10 protein-coding genes are annotated in these 17,130 nt (G+C 71.6%); 6 read left to right on the forward strand and 4 right to left on the reverse strand.

The annotated features are described in order from the left end of the window. Positions 1-116: 116 nt before the first annotated feature. On the reverse strand, positions 117-3,611 hold the full coding sequence (locus UIS43_RS11215) for a LamG-like jellyroll fold domain-containing protein (protein WP_117198297.1): 3,495 nt from the start codon (positions 3,609-3,611) through the stop codon (positions 117-119). 926 nt (positions 3,612-4,537) lie between these two features. On the opposite strand from UIS43_RS11215, the gene UIS43_RS11220 reads away from it, so the two are divergent. From UIS43_RS11220 to UIS43_RS11230, 3 genes are all read left to right on the forward strand, one after another. Then, positions 4,538-5,536: an acyltransferase family protein gene (locus UIS43_RS11220; protein WP_197724893.1), complete on the forward strand. Its 999-nt coding sequence runs from the start codon at positions 4,538-4,540 to the stop codon at positions 5,534-5,536. A gap of 234 nt (positions 5,537-5,770) precedes the next feature. Continuing rightward, on the forward strand, positions 5,771-7,414 hold the full coding sequence (locus UIS43_RS11225) for a glycoside hydrolase family 10 protein (protein WP_370013133.1): 1,644 nt from the start codon (positions 5,771-5,773) through the stop codon (positions 7,412-7,414). Positions 7,415-7,790: 376 nt separating this feature from the next. Continuing rightward, positions 7,791-10,226 (forward strand): GH92 family glycosyl hydrolase, encoded by a 2,436-nt coding sequence (locus tag UIS43_RS11230; protein WP_370013134.1) that lies wholly within the window; start codon positions 7,791-7,793, stop codon positions 10,224-10,226. A gap of 190 nt (positions 10,227-10,416) precedes the next feature. Here UIS43_RS11230 and UIS43_RS11235 read toward each other — a convergent pair whose 3' ends face one another. After that, positions 10,417-11,082 carry an ABC transporter permease gene (locus tag UIS43_RS11235; protein ID WP_370013135.1) on the reverse strand — a complete coding sequence of 222 codons (666 nt, stop codon included), beginning with the start codon at positions 11,080-11,082 and terminating at the stop codon, positions 10,417-10,419. A 307-nt stretch (positions 11,083-11,389) separates the two neighbouring features. On the opposite strand from UIS43_RS11235, the gene UIS43_RS11240 reads away from it, so the two are divergent. Beyond that, positions 11,390-12,310 carry a carbohydrate kinase family protein gene (locus tag UIS43_RS11240; RefSeq protein WP_071622599.1) on the forward strand — a complete coding sequence of 307 codons (921 nt, stop codon included), beginning with the start codon at positions 11,390-11,392 and terminating at the stop codon, positions 12,308-12,310. Positions 12,311-12,527: 217 nt separating this feature from the next. Beyond that, the gene (locus UIS43_RS11245; protein WP_071622600.1) at positions 12,528-13,322 is read left to right on the forward strand and encodes an SDR family NAD(P)-dependent oxidoreductase; all 795 of its coding nucleotides are present in this window, start codon (positions 12,528-12,530) and stop codon (positions 13,320-13,322) included. 48 nt (positions 13,323-13,370) lie between these two features. Here UIS43_RS11245 and UIS43_RS11250 read toward each other — a convergent pair whose 3' ends face one another. Continuing rightward, a complete protein-coding gene (locus UIS43_RS11250; RefSeq protein WP_370013137.1) occupies positions 13,371-14,339 on the reverse strand; it encodes a helix-turn-helix transcriptional regulator in 969 nt (322 codons plus the stop codon). 370 nt (positions 14,340-14,709) lie between these two features. Here UIS43_RS11250 and UIS43_RS11255 point away from each other — a divergent pair, with 370 nt between their 5' ends. Then, complete coding sequence (locus tag UIS43_RS11255) at positions 14,710-15,033, forward strand: hypothetical protein (RefSeq protein WP_210751195.1); 324 nt, start codon at positions 14,710-14,712, stop codon at positions 15,031-15,033. Positions 15,034-15,247: 214 nt separating this feature from the next. Here UIS43_RS11255 and UIS43_RS11260 read toward each other — a convergent pair whose 3' ends face one another. Further along, positions 15,248-16,750, reverse strand: a complete 1,503-nt coding sequence (locus UIS43_RS11260; protein ID WP_370013138.1) for a nitrilase-related carbon-nitrogen hydrolase — start codon at positions 16,748-16,750, stop codon at positions 15,248-15,250. Positions 16,751-17,130 lie beyond the last annotated feature (380 nt).

Consider the following 17,130-nt stretch of genomic DNA (forward strand, 5'->3'; position numbering starts at 1 on the left):
TGTTCTCGCAGCGGAGTTGGACGCGTTCGGGGGCAGGTCGGACACGGCGTGCCTTTCTGACAGCGGCCGAAGCACAAGGGGGATGAGGGCGAGGACGCGGGGGGGCGGTCTACCGCTTAGAGCCTGGGGACCGGCGCGATTCCTTCCCTGACTGCGAGGATCTCGTGTTCGTCGAACACGCCCTGGTACAGGAAGACGTCGCTGATGTCTCCGGCCCAGGCATCGGAGAGCTGCTGCTCGAAGCGTCCGCCGCCGATGACGACCGGACCGTTGGCGTGCCAGGCGTCAGGCACCTCGGCCGTGCCCTGCTCGACACCGTCGAGGTAGAAGGTGGTGGTCCGCGAGGTGTGGTCGTAGGTTCCGACCAGGTGGGTCCAACGCCCGAACTCGGCGTGCTGATCGGATCTCGCCCGGTGCCAACCCGAAGCTCCCGCGGTGTCCGAAGGCGGATTCTTCAGCATCCACTGGTGGGAATCTGCTGTGTACTGGTAGCCCAGGTAGAAGCCGCTGTGATGAACACCGTCCTGGGAGACCGCCGTGGAGTTGTGCCCGACCTCGTCCAGACGGACCCACGCCGCGACGCTGTAACTGCGGTCGGTACGGATAGCCGGGCCTTCGGTCGTGATGCGTTCGGGGACGGCTGGGTTCAGGCTCACACCAGGAGCGAACGTGACGTCGTTGAGGGCCTTGTTCCACGCGGTCAGGGGGTCGCCGTGCAGGGTTGCGCCAAGACCGTGGTCGGAGGAGTCCGCGGCGAGGGCGCCGTCGGTCTCGTCCAGTTGCCAGCGGCCTTCCAGCGCGATGGGGCGGTTGGCCAGGGTCCAGACCTCTGAACGCGCCTCGGTGTCCTCCCCCGTGACCTCGTCGGTGACCACACGGTCCCAGACCCGTACGTCGTCGATGGCTCCGGACCAGGCGTCGTAGAACTGACCCCGGTACCTGGCACCTCCGATCACCAGAGGGCCTTGCGCGTTCCACGGGGACTCCTGGACCACCTCGCCCTGACGTACTCCGTCGACGTAGAGGACGAGCTGACCGGTCTCTGGATCGTGGGTTCCCAACAGATGGGTCCACACCCCCGTCTCAGCGGGCTCATTCGAGTAGACGCGCCGGGAGATACTGGTCTCGTCTCCGTCGAAGGGGGCCTGCTTGAACACCCAGTTGCCCTCGGCAGTGTGGTTGTAGCCGAGGTAGAAGCCGCTGTGCCGTTCACCGTCCTGGGACACGGCCGTGTGGTTGCCTGTGGCCTCGTCCAGACGCACCCACGCCGACACCGAGAACGCGCCACTGGTGTCGACCACCGGTGCGTCGGTACGGGCGTGGCCCCCGTCCGCCGTGGCCAGGCTGGTGCCTTCCAGCTGGTAGCGGCCCTGTCGGACACCGCCCACTCGGCCCCGCGTCCAGCCGGTGTCACCACTGGCCGTGGCCGTCCTGTCCGGGTCCGCCGCGTCAACGGCGGTTCCCCCTGTGCCTTCGTCGAGGGTGAAGCGGGAGATCGGGGCGCTCGGGGGCGCGACCAGGAAGTAGTACGCGAGCTCGCACGGAGACGAGTTGCCGTAGGCGTCGACAGTGCTGGCGTAGATCATGTTCGCCCCGCTACGGCTGGGCGTGATCGGGATCGTGGCGCTGGCCCCCGGCTCACCGAGCTTCACCTCGGTCGTGCACGAGGTGTCATTGAGGCTGTAGTAGTACGAAGCCGCCTGTTCGACGCCGTTGTTGGAGAAGGTGAAGTCGCCGGTGCGTCCGGCGCTGCCGTGCAGCGCGTCGTCGGCCGGGTAGTCGGTGGAGGCCACGATGGGACCGGTGTCGGGCTTGGATGTGTCGATCTTGATCCAGCACCAGTCCGACCACGGGTAGCCCCACTCGGTCTCGTCGTGTGCGATCGCCCGGTATCCCAACACCTCGCCCTCGGGAAGTCCGGTGGCGGTCACCGCGCGTTCGGAGCCCTCAGGCCAGTAGCCCACGTCGGCGTAGGAGGAGTCGGCGTACTCACGAGGTTCGGTGCCGTTGACCCGCCACTCCACACGCAGCTTGAGCTTCTGGCCGCCCCAGGCGGCGCGCGCGTCGTAGTCGCGGACGGTGGCGCGGAACGTGACGGTGGTGTTGTTGATCAGTCGCGGGTTGTCCTGGTCCGTAGAGCACACTCCGCCAAGGGAGTCGGACATGCTGGAGGTGGCCACCTGGGAGGGCGTGTTGTTGTAGTTGATCACCAGCACGGGCGGCTTACCGTCGATGTCGATGCGCCGCCAGGCGGAGTTCGAGGTCTCGTCGCGTTCCTTCAGGCGCAGGTAGACGTAGGACTCGTCGTTGTCCGCGCCCCACTGATAGGCCTCGGTGGCGTCGAACTCCGTACCGCGGTCGGACGGGCAGGCGGCCCAGCCATCCCTGATGTTCCGTGTGTCGAGCAGAGTCCTCGCGGTGGGTTGGTTGTTCCAGGTCGTCCTGTTCGTGAAGCGGTCCACTCGGTGCAGCTCCACGTAGGAGTTGCTGTTGCAGGTGGAGGCCCACTCCACCTCGACGCGCATCGTGGCCGAGTGGATCGTGGTGGTGTCCTGCTTGATGCGTCCCGGAACGGAGAACTGGAAGAACGCGCGGCGGGTGTACGTGCCGGTGTGGTCGGAGTAGCGGCCCACACCGACATTGTCGATCTTCTTGTTGTGGTTGGCCTGGTCCGGGTAGGCCTTGTCGACATAGGCCCAGTTGAGGCGGCTGGCGCTGACCGAAGGGTCGATGTAGAGCGGGAACTCGGTGTCCTCCCCGGTGAGTAGCCCCTGGTCCGGGATGAGACGGATGGAGTCAACGCCGATCTCGGTCTCGACCAAAGCTGTGCGGGATCCCGTGGTCGGCGCCAGGAGCGGGTTCTCACCGGCAGCCTCGTCCTGGCCGGTGGAGTCCCACATCGCCGGGGCCTGGGCTGTGAAGACGCTCTGGCCGCCCTCGTCACCGATGGCCTCGATGTTGCCGTGTTCGTCGGCGACGACGCTCACCCCGGTGGCGTCCAGGGGGAGTTCGAGTTCGGCCAGTTCCGGGGAGGCGGCGGCCTCGGGGGTGTGCACGACCAGGACCTGGGTGAAGCCCTCCACCCCGGCGGTCAGGACCAGGTCCACGTCCGGCAGCACGTCGGCGTAGGTGGCCTGGTCGCCGTCCAGGGTCGGCGTGGGCAGTTCCGCGACCCAGTCGAGCGCGACGCTGTTCGAGCCGATACCGATCCGGGCCATCGGGGCGTCGCCGCCGCCGGAGAAGGCGATGTCCATGCCCGCCGCCCTGGGTCGGACGAGACCGTCGTCGCCGGCGACCAGGGTGGTGTCCACGTCCACCCAGCCACCCCCGGAACGAACCCGAACGGGGATCGCGGAGACCTCGGCGGTGAAGGTGCCGTCGGGGTTGGCGAAGTGCTGGGTCTTCTCGTCCGTCAGGGACGGGATCTCCACCGGCTCCCCGGTCTGCTCCGCCAGCGCGAGCGCGTCGAACTCCTCGTTCCCGCTCTGCGTGCCTTCGCTGCTGGGCGATGTGGACTCGTCGTCGGCCGCGGCGGGTACCGCGGTCAGGAGTGACAGGGCCAGAGTGGCAGCGGTGGTCACCGCCGCTACCCGGGTCAAGGGGGAGAGCACGGGGGATGCCTGTCTTGTGTTGTCGTGGTGGAACACCGTTCCCCGAGGGACAGGGACACAGTTTCTTCAAACCGGACAGAAAGCTACTAGTCACTCTGATGAGGGCACAAGGCACACGAGAGTTTTATTGTTCGCCCCAACGAAGTCAGACCTCCACTCGAACAGGTTGACATGGGCGCAAACCTCGTTGGCCGGATCCGGCCAACGGGTTCTCGTCCCGAGGACACCGTCCTCGCGGGCACGCTGTCCTTCACCCTGTGGTCGCAGGTGCGAATACTGCTGATTCTCTACAAAGCCGCAGTTCACGGTCTGTTTTTCTGCGGGTTCGAGAGCGAGGGCCGCTACCGGGAAACCGACGTGTCCTCGCCCAGGCCAGCTTTGAGGACAGTGCCCGGCATTCTCGGGAGTACCCGTCCATGTCGCCTACGCAGCCACCGGCACCTCGTGGACGCGCTCGCGACAGTCCTGGAACCAGCCCTGCTTCTCGACGGCGACCGCGTCCAAGGTGGCCGGGGAGAGTTCTCCATGGGTGGGGAAGCTCTCAGTCCGCTTCCGGAGAGTCCTGGACCGAGACGAGTCTCGACCAACGCGGTGGAACGAGGTGTGCCCATCAGACAGGTGAGGGGCAGAGGCGGCCCGAGCAGGGGTTCCCCATCAACAGCGATGGCGAGCTCCCCGTCGGGCAGCAAAGGTCACCGGGAGAAATACCGCTTTCTTCCCGTGGTAGAAAAAATTCCATGCCAGCCAGAAGTAGCATTCCGGGCCACGAGGTCGGGAGTCCCTCGCAGGACCTGCCGCCCGGAGTGCCACAGCCGTGGGACCCCGCCGCGCCCACCTCCTCACCAGCGCCGACGGAGTCAACGGCCCCCGCCAGTTCGGACGGCGCAGCCCAGCGAAGCACCCGTCCCCCGGCGCGCGATTCCCACTTGGACAACGCCAAATTCCTCCTCATCACGCTGGTGGTGGTGGGACACGCCATCGAGCCCCTGCTCGACCAGGGAGCGGCACGGGCGCTGTACTACTGGATCTACTTCTTCCACATGCCCGCGTTCATCCTCGTCAGCGGATATCTGGCGCGCTCGTTCGACGGCTCGCCCGCACGTGTCGAGAAGCTGGTCCTGTCCGTCGCCGTGCCCTATCTGGTCTTCTGGGGCATCCATAAGGGGATCTACACGGTCGAAGGCGGTGAGCTGCCCGAAACGCTGTCCCCACTGGAGCCGACCTGGACCCTGTGGTTCCTGATCGCCCTCTTCGTGTGGCGGCTGAGTGTGCCGGTGTGGCAACGCCTCAAATATCCGGTGCTCATCGCCGTGCTGATCTCGCTTTTCGCCGCATCGGTGGAACTGGGAACGACGATGTCCCTGGGCAGGGTGCTCAGTTTCCTGCCGTTCTTCGTGCTGGGTCTGTGCCTGCGGCGAGAGCACTTCGCGCTTCTGGCGCGCACACGGGTACGCGTCGTCGCGCTCGTGTTCCTGGCCTCGACCGTGCTCCTGGCTGTTCCTCTGGCCGAGCGGTTGGACAAGGACTGGTTGTACTGGGTCCACAGTCTGACCGACCGCGCCATCGATCCGCTGCTCCCGAGTGTCCTCATCCGTCTGGGCCTCATGGGGCTGGCTCTCCTCATGACCGCGGCGTTCTTAGCCCTGGTTCCGCGACGCCGCACGTGGTTCACCGACGCTGGTCGGCACACGATGTACGTGTTCCTCTGGCATTCGGTCGCCTTCATCCTGCTCAAGGCATCGCCCTGGTACGACTCCATCGACGGTGAGAAGGGGCTGGTGGTCACCGTCCTCATAGGGCTGGCCCTCGTCCCGCTGTTGTCCTCGTCGTGGGTTCGGCGCTCCACCCACTGGGTGGTGGAACCGAAGGCCGGGCGACTTCTCCGCGAGGACGTTTCCCGGAACGGCCTCTCCGGCAGTTCCTGACGCGGCCGGAACCGGACCGGGGCGACGAGGCGCCCCGGGGCTCCGGGCAGAGCGACGACCCCCGGCTCGCGCGACACATCGGTATCAACCTGACGTAGGAGTCTTGCATCTGCCCGATAAATCATGAAGGTTTTCTCCTAGGGCAGACCCGGACGCCGCGCGCGGTGACCGCACCGGAGCGCGTCCCTTCCGGCTGCTCGCTGTCCGCACGACAGAAGCCGGAAGGAGCCCACGTTGGCGAAACCGCACCGGAACCGTCCCGCTCATCCGCCCGCCCGGGGGGCGGGCCGGGTCTCCCGAGCCGTCGCCCTGGCCGCAGCGCTCACCGCGTCGCTGCTCCACGCGCCGCACGCGGCGGCCGCCGCTCCGGCCGTCCCGGCGACGAACACCTCCGCCGAGCCGTGCGCGGTCGATCCGCAGGCGCCGCCCAAGCGGCAGATGCGCGCCGAGTGGATCTCCTCGGTGGTCAACATCGACTGGCCCAGCGAGCAGGGCCTCTCACCCGAGCGGCAGAAGGCCGAGCTGATCGACCTGTACGACCGGGCGAAGGCCGACGGGCTCAACGCCGTGTTCGTGCAGATCCGGCCGACCGCCGACGCGTTCTGGCCCTCACCGCACGAGCCCTGGTCGGAGTGGCTCACCGGCACGCAGGGCACCGACCCCGGGTACGACCCGCTGGCGTTCGCGGTCGAGGAGGCGCACGCCCGCAACCTGGAGTTCCACGGCTGGTTCAACCCCTACCGGGTGGCCATGCACGACGACCCCTCGCGCCTGGTGGCCGACCACCCGGCGCGGGTCAACCCGGACTGGGTGTTCGCCTACGGCGGCAAGCTCTACTACGACCCGGGCATCCCCGAGGTGCGCGCGTTCGTCGTCGAGGCGATGATGCACGCGGTCGAGAACTACGACCTGGACGGCGTCCACTTCGACGACTACTTCTACCCCTACCCGGTGGCGGGCGAGACGGTGCCCGACCAGGACACGTTCGCCGAGTACGGCGGAGAGTTCGGCGACATCGGGGACTGGCGGCGCGACAACGTCAACCGCATGGTCCAGGAGATGGACGAGGCGGTGCACGCCGCCAAGCCGCACGTGAAGTTCGGCATCAGCCCGTTCGGGATCTGGCGCAACGACACCAGCGACCCGAACGGCTCCGACACCGGCGGGTTCGAGTCCTACAGCCAGATCTACGCCGACAGCCGCAGGTGGGTGCGCGAGGGCTGGGTGGACTACATCAACCCGCAGGTCTACTGGGAGATCGGCCTGCCCGTGGCCGACTACGCGGTGCTCGTCCCCTGGTGGGAGCAGGTCACCGAGGGCACCGACGTACACCTCTACATCGGTCAGGCCGCCTACAAGGTCGGCAACGCGGGCGCCTGGTCCGACCCGGACGAACTCTCCCGGCACCTGGACCTGAACCGCGAGTACCCGGGCGTGGACGGGGACGTCTACTTCAGCGCGAACTCGCTGCGCACCAACGCCAGGGACGCCATGGACGTCGTGGTCGAACAGCACTACTCCCACCCCGCCCTGATCCCGGTCAAGGAGGACCTGGGCGGGGCCGCTCCCGCACCGCCGGTGGTCACCGCCGCCGCCCGGGCCGACGGCGGCACCGAGCTGACCATCCGCCCCGGACGCGGCGGCAGGCCCGCCTACTACGCGGTCTACGAGCTGGAGGGCGCACCCGGACGGCAGGAGGTCCCGTGCGAAGTGCAGGACGCGCGCGCACTGATCGGCACGGTGCGCGCGGCCGAGGACGGTGGCGAGACGGTCTTCACCGCGCCCGGCGGCGGTGACGTGACCTACTACGTGACCGCCCTGGACCGGCTGCACCACGAGAGCACGACGAGCAACCCGAGGCATGTGCCCCGGGGCTGACCGGCGAACCGCGGGGCCCGGCGCGCGTGCGCCGGGCCCCGCGGCCGTTCCCCTTCGGACCTCGAACCCCGACCATCACCCGCGCACGCCTCGAACAGCGACCCCTCCTCCGCCCGGGGGACGGACAGCACCCCCGCAGCGCCCCCGCGGACCGGCGCCGCCGCGGTCTCCTCCCCCGTTTCCGTCTCCGCACACCACCGTCCCCGCTCCGGACCCGCGCCCGCGCCGCCGCGGTCCGCACCGTGGTCGGTCCGTGACACCACGGCGACGGACCGGCGAAGAACGCGCCAACTCCCCCGCCAGGACCTGGCCACGGCGCGCACCGCTGGGCCAGACTCGCCGGGACCGTTCGCTCCCCCGCTAAGGACCGCAGAGGATGACCCTCCCTCCACGCTCCCCCCGACTCCTACCCCCGCTGCTCGCCCTCGCCGTCGGCGCCGCCCTGCTCTCCCCCGCACCGGCGGCCTCCGCGTCGCCGCTCCCGGCCGAGACGGCCCGGGCCGTGGCCTCGCCCGTCGACCACGTGGACCCGTTCATCGGCTCCACGAACGGCGGCAACACCTACCCCGGCGCGGTCCGGCCGTTCGGGATGATCTCCTGGAGCCCGACCACCACCCGCGGGGACCAGACCGACACCGGCGCGGCCAACGGCTACTCCTACGACGTCACGCGGGTGCGGGGCTTCGCCCTGACCCACGTCAACGGCGCCGGGTGCCACCCCGGTGCCGCCGGTGACGTGCCGATCATGCCGGTCACCGTGCCCGTGGAGAGTTCGCCCAGCGCCGACACCCGCGACGAGGTGTACGCGAGCGACTTCGGCCACGCCGACGAGTCCGCCTCCCCCGGCCGCTACACGGTGACCCTGGAGAACGGGGTGCGCACGGACCTGAGCGTCACCGACCGGGCCGGTGCCGGGGAGTTCGACTTCCCCGAGGACACCCCCGCCAGCCTGCTCTTCCGCACCTCCAACTCGCTCAACGGCAGCGAGGAGGCCGACGTCCGCATCGACGCGGAGGCCCGCACGGTGAGCGGTTCGGTGCTCACCGGCGCCTTCTGCGGACAGCGCGCCAACGGCGGCGAGAACAACCGCAACTCCTACTACCGGCTGCACTTCACCGCGCGCTTCGACACCCCCTTCACCGAGGTGGGCACGTGGGAGGACGGCGAGCTGAAGCCGGGGGCCACCACCGCCTCCGGGGGTGAGGGCTACGACCGCGACCAGCGGCGGGGCCGGGGCTCGGGCGGTTACGTCTCCTTCCCCGAGGGCTCCGACGTGGGCGTGCGCGTGGGCATCTCCTACGTCAGCGCGGAGAACGCCGAGGCCAACCTCGCCGCCGAGATCGCCCCCGGGCAGAGCGTGGACGCGGTGGCCGCGTCGGCGCGCGAGGCCTGGGACCGGCGCCTGCGCGCGATCAGGGTCGGCGGCGGCACCGACGACCAGCGCACCGCCTTCTACACGGCGCTGTACCACTCCCTGCTCCAGCCCAACCTGGTGAGCGACGTCGACGGCCGCTACCCGGGCATGGACGGCGGGGCGCACCGCGTGGCGGACGGACAGGACGCCCAGTACACGAACTTCTCCGGCTGGGACCAGTACCGCGCGCAGGTCCAGCTGCTCGCGCTGCTGGAGCCCGGGGTGGCCGGGGACTTCGCGCAGTCCCTGCTCAACTTCTCCGAGCAGAACGGGGGCGTGTGGGACCGCTGGGTGCACATCAACGGGCCTACCCACGTGATGACGGGCGACCCCTCGGCCGCGACGCTGGCGACGTTCGCCGCGATGGGCGTGGACGGTTTCGACGCCGAGGCCGCCTACGCGTCCCTGCGGGCCCAGGCCACCGAGCCGCACCCCGACGGCCTGTCCGACGCCGGGTGCCCGGGCCAGTGCGAGGGCCAGCGCCCGAACCTGGAGCGCTACCTCGAACTCCGCTACGCGCCGCAGGACGACTGCCACTGCTGGGGCGGGGCCGCGGAGACGCTGGAGGCCTCCGTGGCCGACAACGCGCTCGCCCAGTGGGCGGAGCGTCTGGGGCGCGGGGACGACGCCACGATGTTCGCCGAGCGCGGCGGGTACTGGCGCAACGTCTACAACCCGGAGGCCACACCGGAGGCGGGCTACGCGCAGGCGCGCGACGCCGACGGGTCCTGGGTGACGCCCTTCGACCCCGGGCGCGACACCGGGTTCGCGCAGGGCACGAGCGCGACCTACACGTGGATGGTGCCGCACGACGTCGGCGGCCTGGCCGAGGCGATGGGCGGCCGGGAGACCGCGGCCGAGCGCCTGGACGGGTTCTTCCGCACGCCCGACGGCGCGTGGTCGGTGGGCGGCGGCGATCCGCTGCGCTACGACCCCACCAATGAGCCGGGCATCCACGCGCCGTGGATGTACAACGCGCTCGGGCAGCCCTGGAAGACCCAGGAGACGGTGCGCGAGATCGTGGACACCCAGTACGGGACGGGGCCGGGCGGCCTGCCGGGCAACGACGACCTGGGCACGATGTCGGCCTGGTACGTGTTCTCGGTCCTGGGGCTGTTCCCGCAGGCGCCGGGGCGCGGCGAGCTTCTGCTGTCGGCTCCGGTGTTCTCCTACGCCAGGATCGCGCCGAGCGGGCGCGAGCCGATCACCGTCGTCGCCCCGAACGCCGGGCCGGACACGCCCTACATCGGTTCGGTGCGCCTGGACGGGCGGGAGCACACGCGCTCCTGGCTGCCGGAGTCCTTCCTCAGCGAGGGCGGGCGGGTCACGCACGTGCTGGTCGGCGAGCCCAACACGGAGTGGGCGACCGCTCCGGAGGACCTGCCGGTCGACCACTGAGGACGCGGGCGTGCGCCGCGCTCTCAAGTGCGGCGCCCGCCCGCGACCGGGTATCCGGACGGACGCGGCGCCCGTCCGCGATCGGGTTCCCGAGCGAGGGTGACGCCCGTACCGACCTCTGCACGCGACCGGATTCCGGAACCCGCCCGTGACCGTCGCGGGGTCCGGCGAGCGCCGGGCCCCGCGGCTCTCACCCGGCGGCGTGCAGCGGGCGGGCGCGCAGAGCCGCGACAGCCGGGACCAGGCTCGCGAGCAGCCCGATGCCCACGACGGCACCGGCCAGCGGCAGGTACTGGTCCAGTGGGACGGCGAGCACCACCGTCCCGCCGCCGACAAGGGCGTGGCCCACGGCGGCCACCCCGGTCAGCGCCGTGGCGGTGCCCAGCGCCATCCCCGCCAGCGACCCCGCCAGGGCCTCCCCCGCGACCGTCCCGGTGACCTGGGCCCGCGAGGCCCCCACCAACCGCAGCAGGGCGAAGCTCCGCGCGCGGGCCGAGACGGAGACCACGAGGGCGTTGACCGCGCTCACCCCGGCGAAACCCGCCACCAGGGCCACCATGAGGTGGGTGATCCACGCGTCCTCCTGGCCGATCCGGGCCTGGTCCGCGATGTGCTCGGCGCGATCAGTGACCCGGAGTTCGGGCCCGGCGTCGATCGCCTCCTCCACCAGGGAGGCCGTCCTCCCGGCGTCGGCCGAGGGGTCGAGCGCCACGTACAGGCCGTTGTGCAGGGTGTCGAGCATCCGGGGCGCGACGGCCTCCTCGGGCTGCAGGACGTCGGGGAAGTCGAGCCCCGCCCGGTACAGGACCGACACCCGGGCCGTGAACCCGGTGCCGTCGGGGCCGAGCAGCTCCACGGTCCACCCCGCGCGCCACCCCCGGCTCCGTGCGGTGTCGGCGCGCGAGGTCCGGTGGTGGGGACCACCCCACCACCGGAGACCGGCCGGGACACGGGGACGGGCCGCGCGGGCGGGCCTCCCGTCGGCGGTGCGGACATGGGCCTCCCCGACGGGTGCGGCGGCACCGGCGGGCGGGATCCGCGGGCGGGGCGCGCGGTCCCGCTCCCTCCCGACGACCGCTTCCCCTGGTCGCGGTGTCCGGACGTCCCTATACTTTGCCGGGGCCGCCTGTCCCAGGAAAGCGGACGGAGACGAGGGGGAGTCCGTGACGGACGGATACGACGTGCTGGTGGTGGGGGGCTCGGGCGTCGACACGATCGTCCGGGTGGACGAGCTGGCCCTGCCCGGCGGGGACTCGGTGTTCGTCCCGCCGGTGGTCGACTACGTGGGGCACACCGGCAACGGGGTGGCGCTGGGGTGCCACGCGCTGGGGCTGGCCACCAAGTTCATCGACTACCTGGGGGACGACGCCCAGGGCCGGATGGTGCTCGACTCCTACGCCGAGCGGGGACTGGACTTCAGCCACACCGTCTCACCGCACGGCACGCCCCGGGGCGTCAACCTCGTGGACCGGAGCGGGCGCCGCTTCTCCTTCTACGACGGGCGCCATCCGGGAGACCTGCGGCTGCCCCCGGAGTTCTACCTGCCCTTCGTGCGACGGGCCCGGCACGCGCACCTGTCGATCATCGGCCACAACCGGGACATGTACGGGGACCTGGAGCGCCACGGCCTCACCACCTCCACGGACCTGCACGACTGGGACGGGACGAACCCCCACCACCTGCACTACGCGCTGCGCTCGGACGTGGTGTTCATGAGCGCGGCGAGGGTCCGCGACGGGGTCGGGGACGTGCTGCGCGACGTGGTCGGCCGGGGGCGGGCCCGGGTCGCCGTCGCCACCGACGGCGAACGGGGCTGCCACGTCCTGGAACGGGGCTGGGACGCGCCGCGCGGCTTTCCCGCGGTGCGGCCGAACCGGCCGGTGGTGGACAGCAACGGCGCGGGGGACGCGTTCGTGGCCGCCTTCCTGCACGCCTGGCTCGGCGGGGAACCCGTGGAGCTGTGCGTCCTGGCCGGTGCGGTGGCGGGGGCCTTCACCTGCGGCAGCGCGGGAACGCACACCGAACTGATCGACCTGCCCACGCTGCGCCGTCTGTCCGAGGACGCCGAGTACGAGCCCGCGTGAGGGGGCGGCCGGAAGTGGTGCCGGTGTAGCGTGCGGAGCGGGCCCTGAACCCTGACGGCCACGGCGCCGGCGGCGGGGCCGGTCCCCGCCCAGCGCCCGACAGCCGGACGGGGCGCGCAGGATCCACGCACGTCTCGCGGTCGCCCCGGCCGCCCACACCACCCCGGTCGCCGGGTCGCGTTGGGCGGCGGGGCACGGAGCGACGTAGCGTGACCCCATGGACATCGATCTGCGTACACGCACGGCCCTGGTGACCGGCTCGACCCAGGGCATCGGCCTGGCCATCGCCACGACGCTGGCGCGCGCCGGGGCGACGGTGGCGGTCAACGGGCGCGGCGAGGAGAAGGTGGCCCGCGCGGTGGAGGCGGTCACCGAGCGGGTGCCCGGGGCCGCGCTGGTGGCCGCGACCGCCGACGTGACCACCGAGGAGGGCGTCGACCGGCTCCGCGAGCTGCTCCCCCGGCTCGACGTGCTCGTCAACAACCTCGGGATCTTCGGGGCTCAGGACGCGCTCGACATCTCCGACGAGGAGTGGCGGCGCTACTTCGAGGTCAACGTGCTCTCCGCCGTGCGCCTGACCAGGGAGTTCCTGCCCGGGATGACGGAACGCGGGTGGGGCCGGGTGCTCAACATCGCCAGCGACTCGGCGGTGGTGATCCCGGCCGAGATGATCCACTACGGCATGTCCAAGACGGCGCTGCTCGCGGTCTCGCGGGGGTTCGCCAAGGAGGCCGCGGGCACGGGGGTGACCGTCAACTCGGTGATCGCCGGTCCCACCCACACCGGAGGCGTGGAGGACTTCGTCTACCAGCTCGTCGACCGGAACCTGCCGTGGGAGGAGGCGCAGCGGGAGTTCATGCGCCTGCACCGGCCGCAGTCGCTGCTGCAGCGGCTGATCGAACCCGAGGAGATCGCCAACATGGTCGCCTACCTGAGTTCGCCGCTGGCCTCGGCCACCACGGGGGCCGCCGTGCGGGTGGACGGCGGATACGTCGACTCCATCGTCCCCTGAGAACGCGCCCGGACGCCGGGCGCCCGGCGTCCGGGCACGGCGCCGCTCTCAGCCGGTGGTGTCCACGGACCGGTGGAGCCGGTCGGCGAGCGCCGCGGTGTGGCGGGCGAACTCCGGCGGACCCTCGACCGTGAAGGGCAGGCCGGTGAGCGCGAGGACGACCGCGAGCCACTCGTGGGAGTCCACGCGGGCGGTGTAGCGCGCCCGGTCGGGGCCGACCGCCTCCAGGTCGCCGTCGATCCGGGAGATCCGCGCCGCCACCTCCCCGGCCGACGCGTCGAACAGGACCGACACCGTGTGCCGGGCCCGCCCCGCCCCGAAGCCCCGCTCCAGGTGCTCGGCCAGCGGTTCCCCGGGCAGCTCCCGGCGGGTGAAGGGCGCCCTCGTGGGGGTGACCCCGGTGATCCGGTCGAGTCGGAAGGTCCGCCAGTCGTCGCGCTCGCGGTCCCAGGCGAACAGGTACCAGCGCCGTCCGGTCAGGACCAGCCGGTACGGGTCCACCTTGCGGCGCAGCTCGCGGCCGTCGCCGCCGCGGTGGAGCATCCGGACCCAGTGCCCGTCCGTGACGGCCTCGCCCAGGTCGGTGAGGACCCGTGTCCGCACGCCCGGCCACACCCGCTGCTCCGGTTCGACCGCCGCGGCCATGGCTTTCGCCCTGCGGGCCAGGCGCGAGGGCAGTACCCGGCCGAGCCGGGCCAGGGCCCGCTCCGCGCTCTCCTCCACCCCCTCCACCCCGCCGAGCCCGGCGGCGACGATCCGCAGGCCCAGGGCGGCGGCCACGACCTCGTCGTCCTCCAGGAGCAGGGGCGGCACCGCGCGGCCAGCGGCCAGCCGGTAGTGGCCTCCGGGACCGCGGAGGCTCTCCACCGCGTAGCCCAGTTCGCGCAGCCGGTCGATGTCGCGGCGCAGCGACCGCGGGCTGACCTCCAGAGCAGCGGCCAGGTCCGCGCCGGGCCAGGACCTGCCGGTCTGGAGCAGGGAGAGCAGGCGCAGCATCCGCGCACTCGTGTCGGCCATACGACTCATTCTCCGGCGGGTTGTGGCCGGATTCCGACCGCAATTCCCCGGTGCGGCGCGGTCGCCGATCTGGCCGGGCGTTCCGGCAGCCCGGAACACGGATTTGCGCACGGTCACGGGGGTGGCAGAAAGGCACCAGTGGTGTGATCGCGGACACCGTCGGCGTTTTCGTGGGATCGCTCCCCGTCGCCTGGGGTGGAGACCTCATGCGCTGACCAGCGGCTCCCGGGAAAGGGAGCAGCGCGGAAGTCGCGTTGCGCCCCTGTGCGATCACTCTGCGCGTCCATCTCTTACTGAGAGTTTACCCGGGCCGGGTAGACATAGACGGAATAGGCCCCCACGGACCTGAGATAAGGATGTGCGCGACGTGATGGACTGGTTGAGCAACATCTTCGGCGGAGCAGCCGAGGAAGCAGCCCAGGGAGTGTCCGACGCCGTGGGCGGAGTCGGCGAGGCCGTGGGCGGGGTCGGTGAGACCCTGGGCGGCGCCGGAGAGGCCGCGCAGGCCTACGGCGAGGAAGCCGTCGGCGGGTTCGCCGAAGGCGCCCAGGCCTACGGCGAGGAGGCCGTGGGCGGTTTCCAGGACAGCGCCACCGAGGCGGTCGGCGGCTTCCAGGACCAGGTGGACACCGTGAGCGGTATCGCGGAGGACCCGGGCGGTGCCGCCGCCGACCACTTCTTCGGCAACAACTGACCTACCACCCTCCCGGCCCCGGCCGGGAGGGCACGGCCCGCCCGGAGCACCCGTGCCCCGGGCGGGCCGTTCGTGCGCCGCTCCCGTCAGCCGGGGAACAGCCGGTCCGGGCGGTCGTCCGGAGCCCGTTGCCGGTGCCCGGCCGGGAACCGCCTGCGAGTCCGCGCACGAGCGCCAGGACCGCGGTCGCCCTCTCGGACCCGGGACCCTCGGCTCACTCCCGGCGCGGCCGGGCCACCGAGAGCACGGCGAGCGCGGCCAGGGCGGCGACGCACGTCCAGGCGAAGGCGTCCCCGATCCGGGAGTAGACCGTGGTCACCCCCTCCCGGGGCACCATGGCGACCATGGTCTGCTGCCCGGTGGTGAAGTAGTCGGTCGTCGCCAGCACCCGCCCCTGGTGGTCGGTGGCGTTGGCGCGGCCGCGGCTCGCCTGCCGGAACAGGGCCGAGCCGTTCTCCACCGCGCGGAACACCGCGTTGCGCGCGTGCATCTCCTTGATCCCCTCCCAGGTGTTGGCGCCGACCAGCAGGACGTCCACGCCCCGCGCGCCCGCCTGGCGGACCAGTCCCGGGAAGTCGGCGTCGTAGCAGATGGCCACGGCCAGCCTCCCCGCCGGCGTGTCCGCGACGGGCACCGTGCCGGGCCCCGGCTCGTAGGGCTCCAGGACGGGCACCGGCCTGCTCTTGTCGTAGGTCCACACGACCTCGCCGTCCGGGGCGACCATGAGCATCTGGTTGCGGATGTGGGGAGCCCGCCCGGTGTAGACCGACATACCGGCGTTGACGTACACCCCGTGGTCCCGGGCCACCTCCCGGATGTCGGCCACCAGCAGGTCGCGGTCCTCCTCCAGGGTGAAGGCCGCCGACTCGGGCCACACCACGACCTCGGCGCCCGCGGCCGCCTCCCTCGCGGTGCTGGCGAGGAGTTCGTCGTTGACGACGCCGAAGCGCTCACGCAGCACGACCGGATCGGCGGCCCGCAGCGCCTCCAACGAGTCGTACTCCCGGAAGGTCGGCACCAGCTCCTCCCACGCGTCCTGCGAGGTGGTGACCCCCGCGACGCGCACGGTGTCGCCCGAGGGCGCGGCGAATACCAGGCGAGCGCCGCCCGCGACCGCGACCAGCGCGACCGTCCCGGCGCAGGCCGCCGCCACCGTGCGGGCCGCGCGGTCGGTCAGGCCGCGTGCCCACAGCAGCGCCGCCGCCGAGCACGCCCAGGCCACCAGGAAGCTCACTCCGTACACACCGGTCACCGAGGCCACCTGGATCAGAGGGAGGTTGTCGGCCTGGGTGGCGCCGAGAACCCCGTGGATGGTGCCGAAGGGGGTCACCGAGGCCACCGTGAACTCCACGGCCACGGTGGCGAGCGGGAAGACCAGGCTGACCCGCCACGGGGCGCGCTCCCCCAGTCGGCGGTACAGGAGGCGGTCGACGGCGTAGGGGGCCGCGTCGGCCAGGGCCAGGGCCAAGGCGAGCAGCACCAGCGGCGGGGAGAGCAGGTCGGCCAGCCACAGCCAGACCAGCACGGCCGTCGTGCTGGCGGCGAGGACGCCCGACAGGGCGGGCAGCGGTCGGCTGGCGCGTGCGAAGCGCAGCAGCAGGACCGGATAGACCCACGCGAGCAGCGCGATGTCCCAGGCGGCCTGCATCGCGAAGAGGGACAGGGCGGTACCGGCGAGGAGCCAGGCGTAGCGCGGGAGGGTCGGGGGCGCGGTCATGGTTCGGCCTTCGTCTCGGGAACGGGGGTCTCGGGGAACAGGAGTCTCGGGGAGCAGGGGTCTCGGCCGGCCGGCACGGCCACAACGCTAGGGAGCCGCGGCCCCCGCGCCCATGGGGAATCCCGCCCTGTTCGGGACGCGGCTCCCCACCCCGGAATGCGGTGTTCCGCAGTACCCGCGCGCCCGGGGGGTGGCTAGTGTCGACGCTGACGTCGACCGCGGCCTCCCCCCGTTCTCCGAGAACACGGGTTCCGAGGGCACGGGCCCGCGCGGACAACCGGGCACGGACACTCGAAGACGGGTGCCCGTCACGCACCAGCGGACGCGGGCACCCGGCGCCGGGCTACCGGGCACGGGCAGTCGGGTCCGGGTACCCGGCA

Origin of the sequence: Nocardiopsis sp. LDBS0036 (assembly GCF_041228755.1) — a bacterium.
Taxonomy (GTDB): Bacteria; Actinomycetota; Actinomycetes; order Streptosporangiales; family Streptosporangiaceae; genus Nocardiopsis; species Nocardiopsis dassonvillei.

Coding starts and splice junctions, on each gene's coding strand:
- UIS43_RS11230 (WP_370013134.1), top strand. CDS start 7,791: ATGACCCTCCCTCCACGCTCCCCCCGACTCCTACCCCCGCTGCTCGCC.
- UIS43_RS11245 (WP_071622600.1), top strand. CDS start 12,528: ATGGACATCGATCTGCGTACACGCACGGCCCTGGTGACCGGCTCGACC.
- UIS43_RS11250 (WP_370013137.1), bottom strand. CDS start 14,339: ATGGCCGACACGAGTGCGCGGATGCTGCGCCTGCTCTCCCTGCTCCAG.
- UIS43_RS11260 (WP_370013138.1), bottom strand. CDS start 16,750: ATGACCGCGCCCCCGACCCTCCCGCGCTACGCCTGGCTCCTCGCCGGT.
- UIS43_RS11255 (WP_210751195.1), top strand. CDS start 14,710: ATGGACTGGTTGAGCAACATCTTCGGCGGAGCAGCCGAGGAAGCAGCC.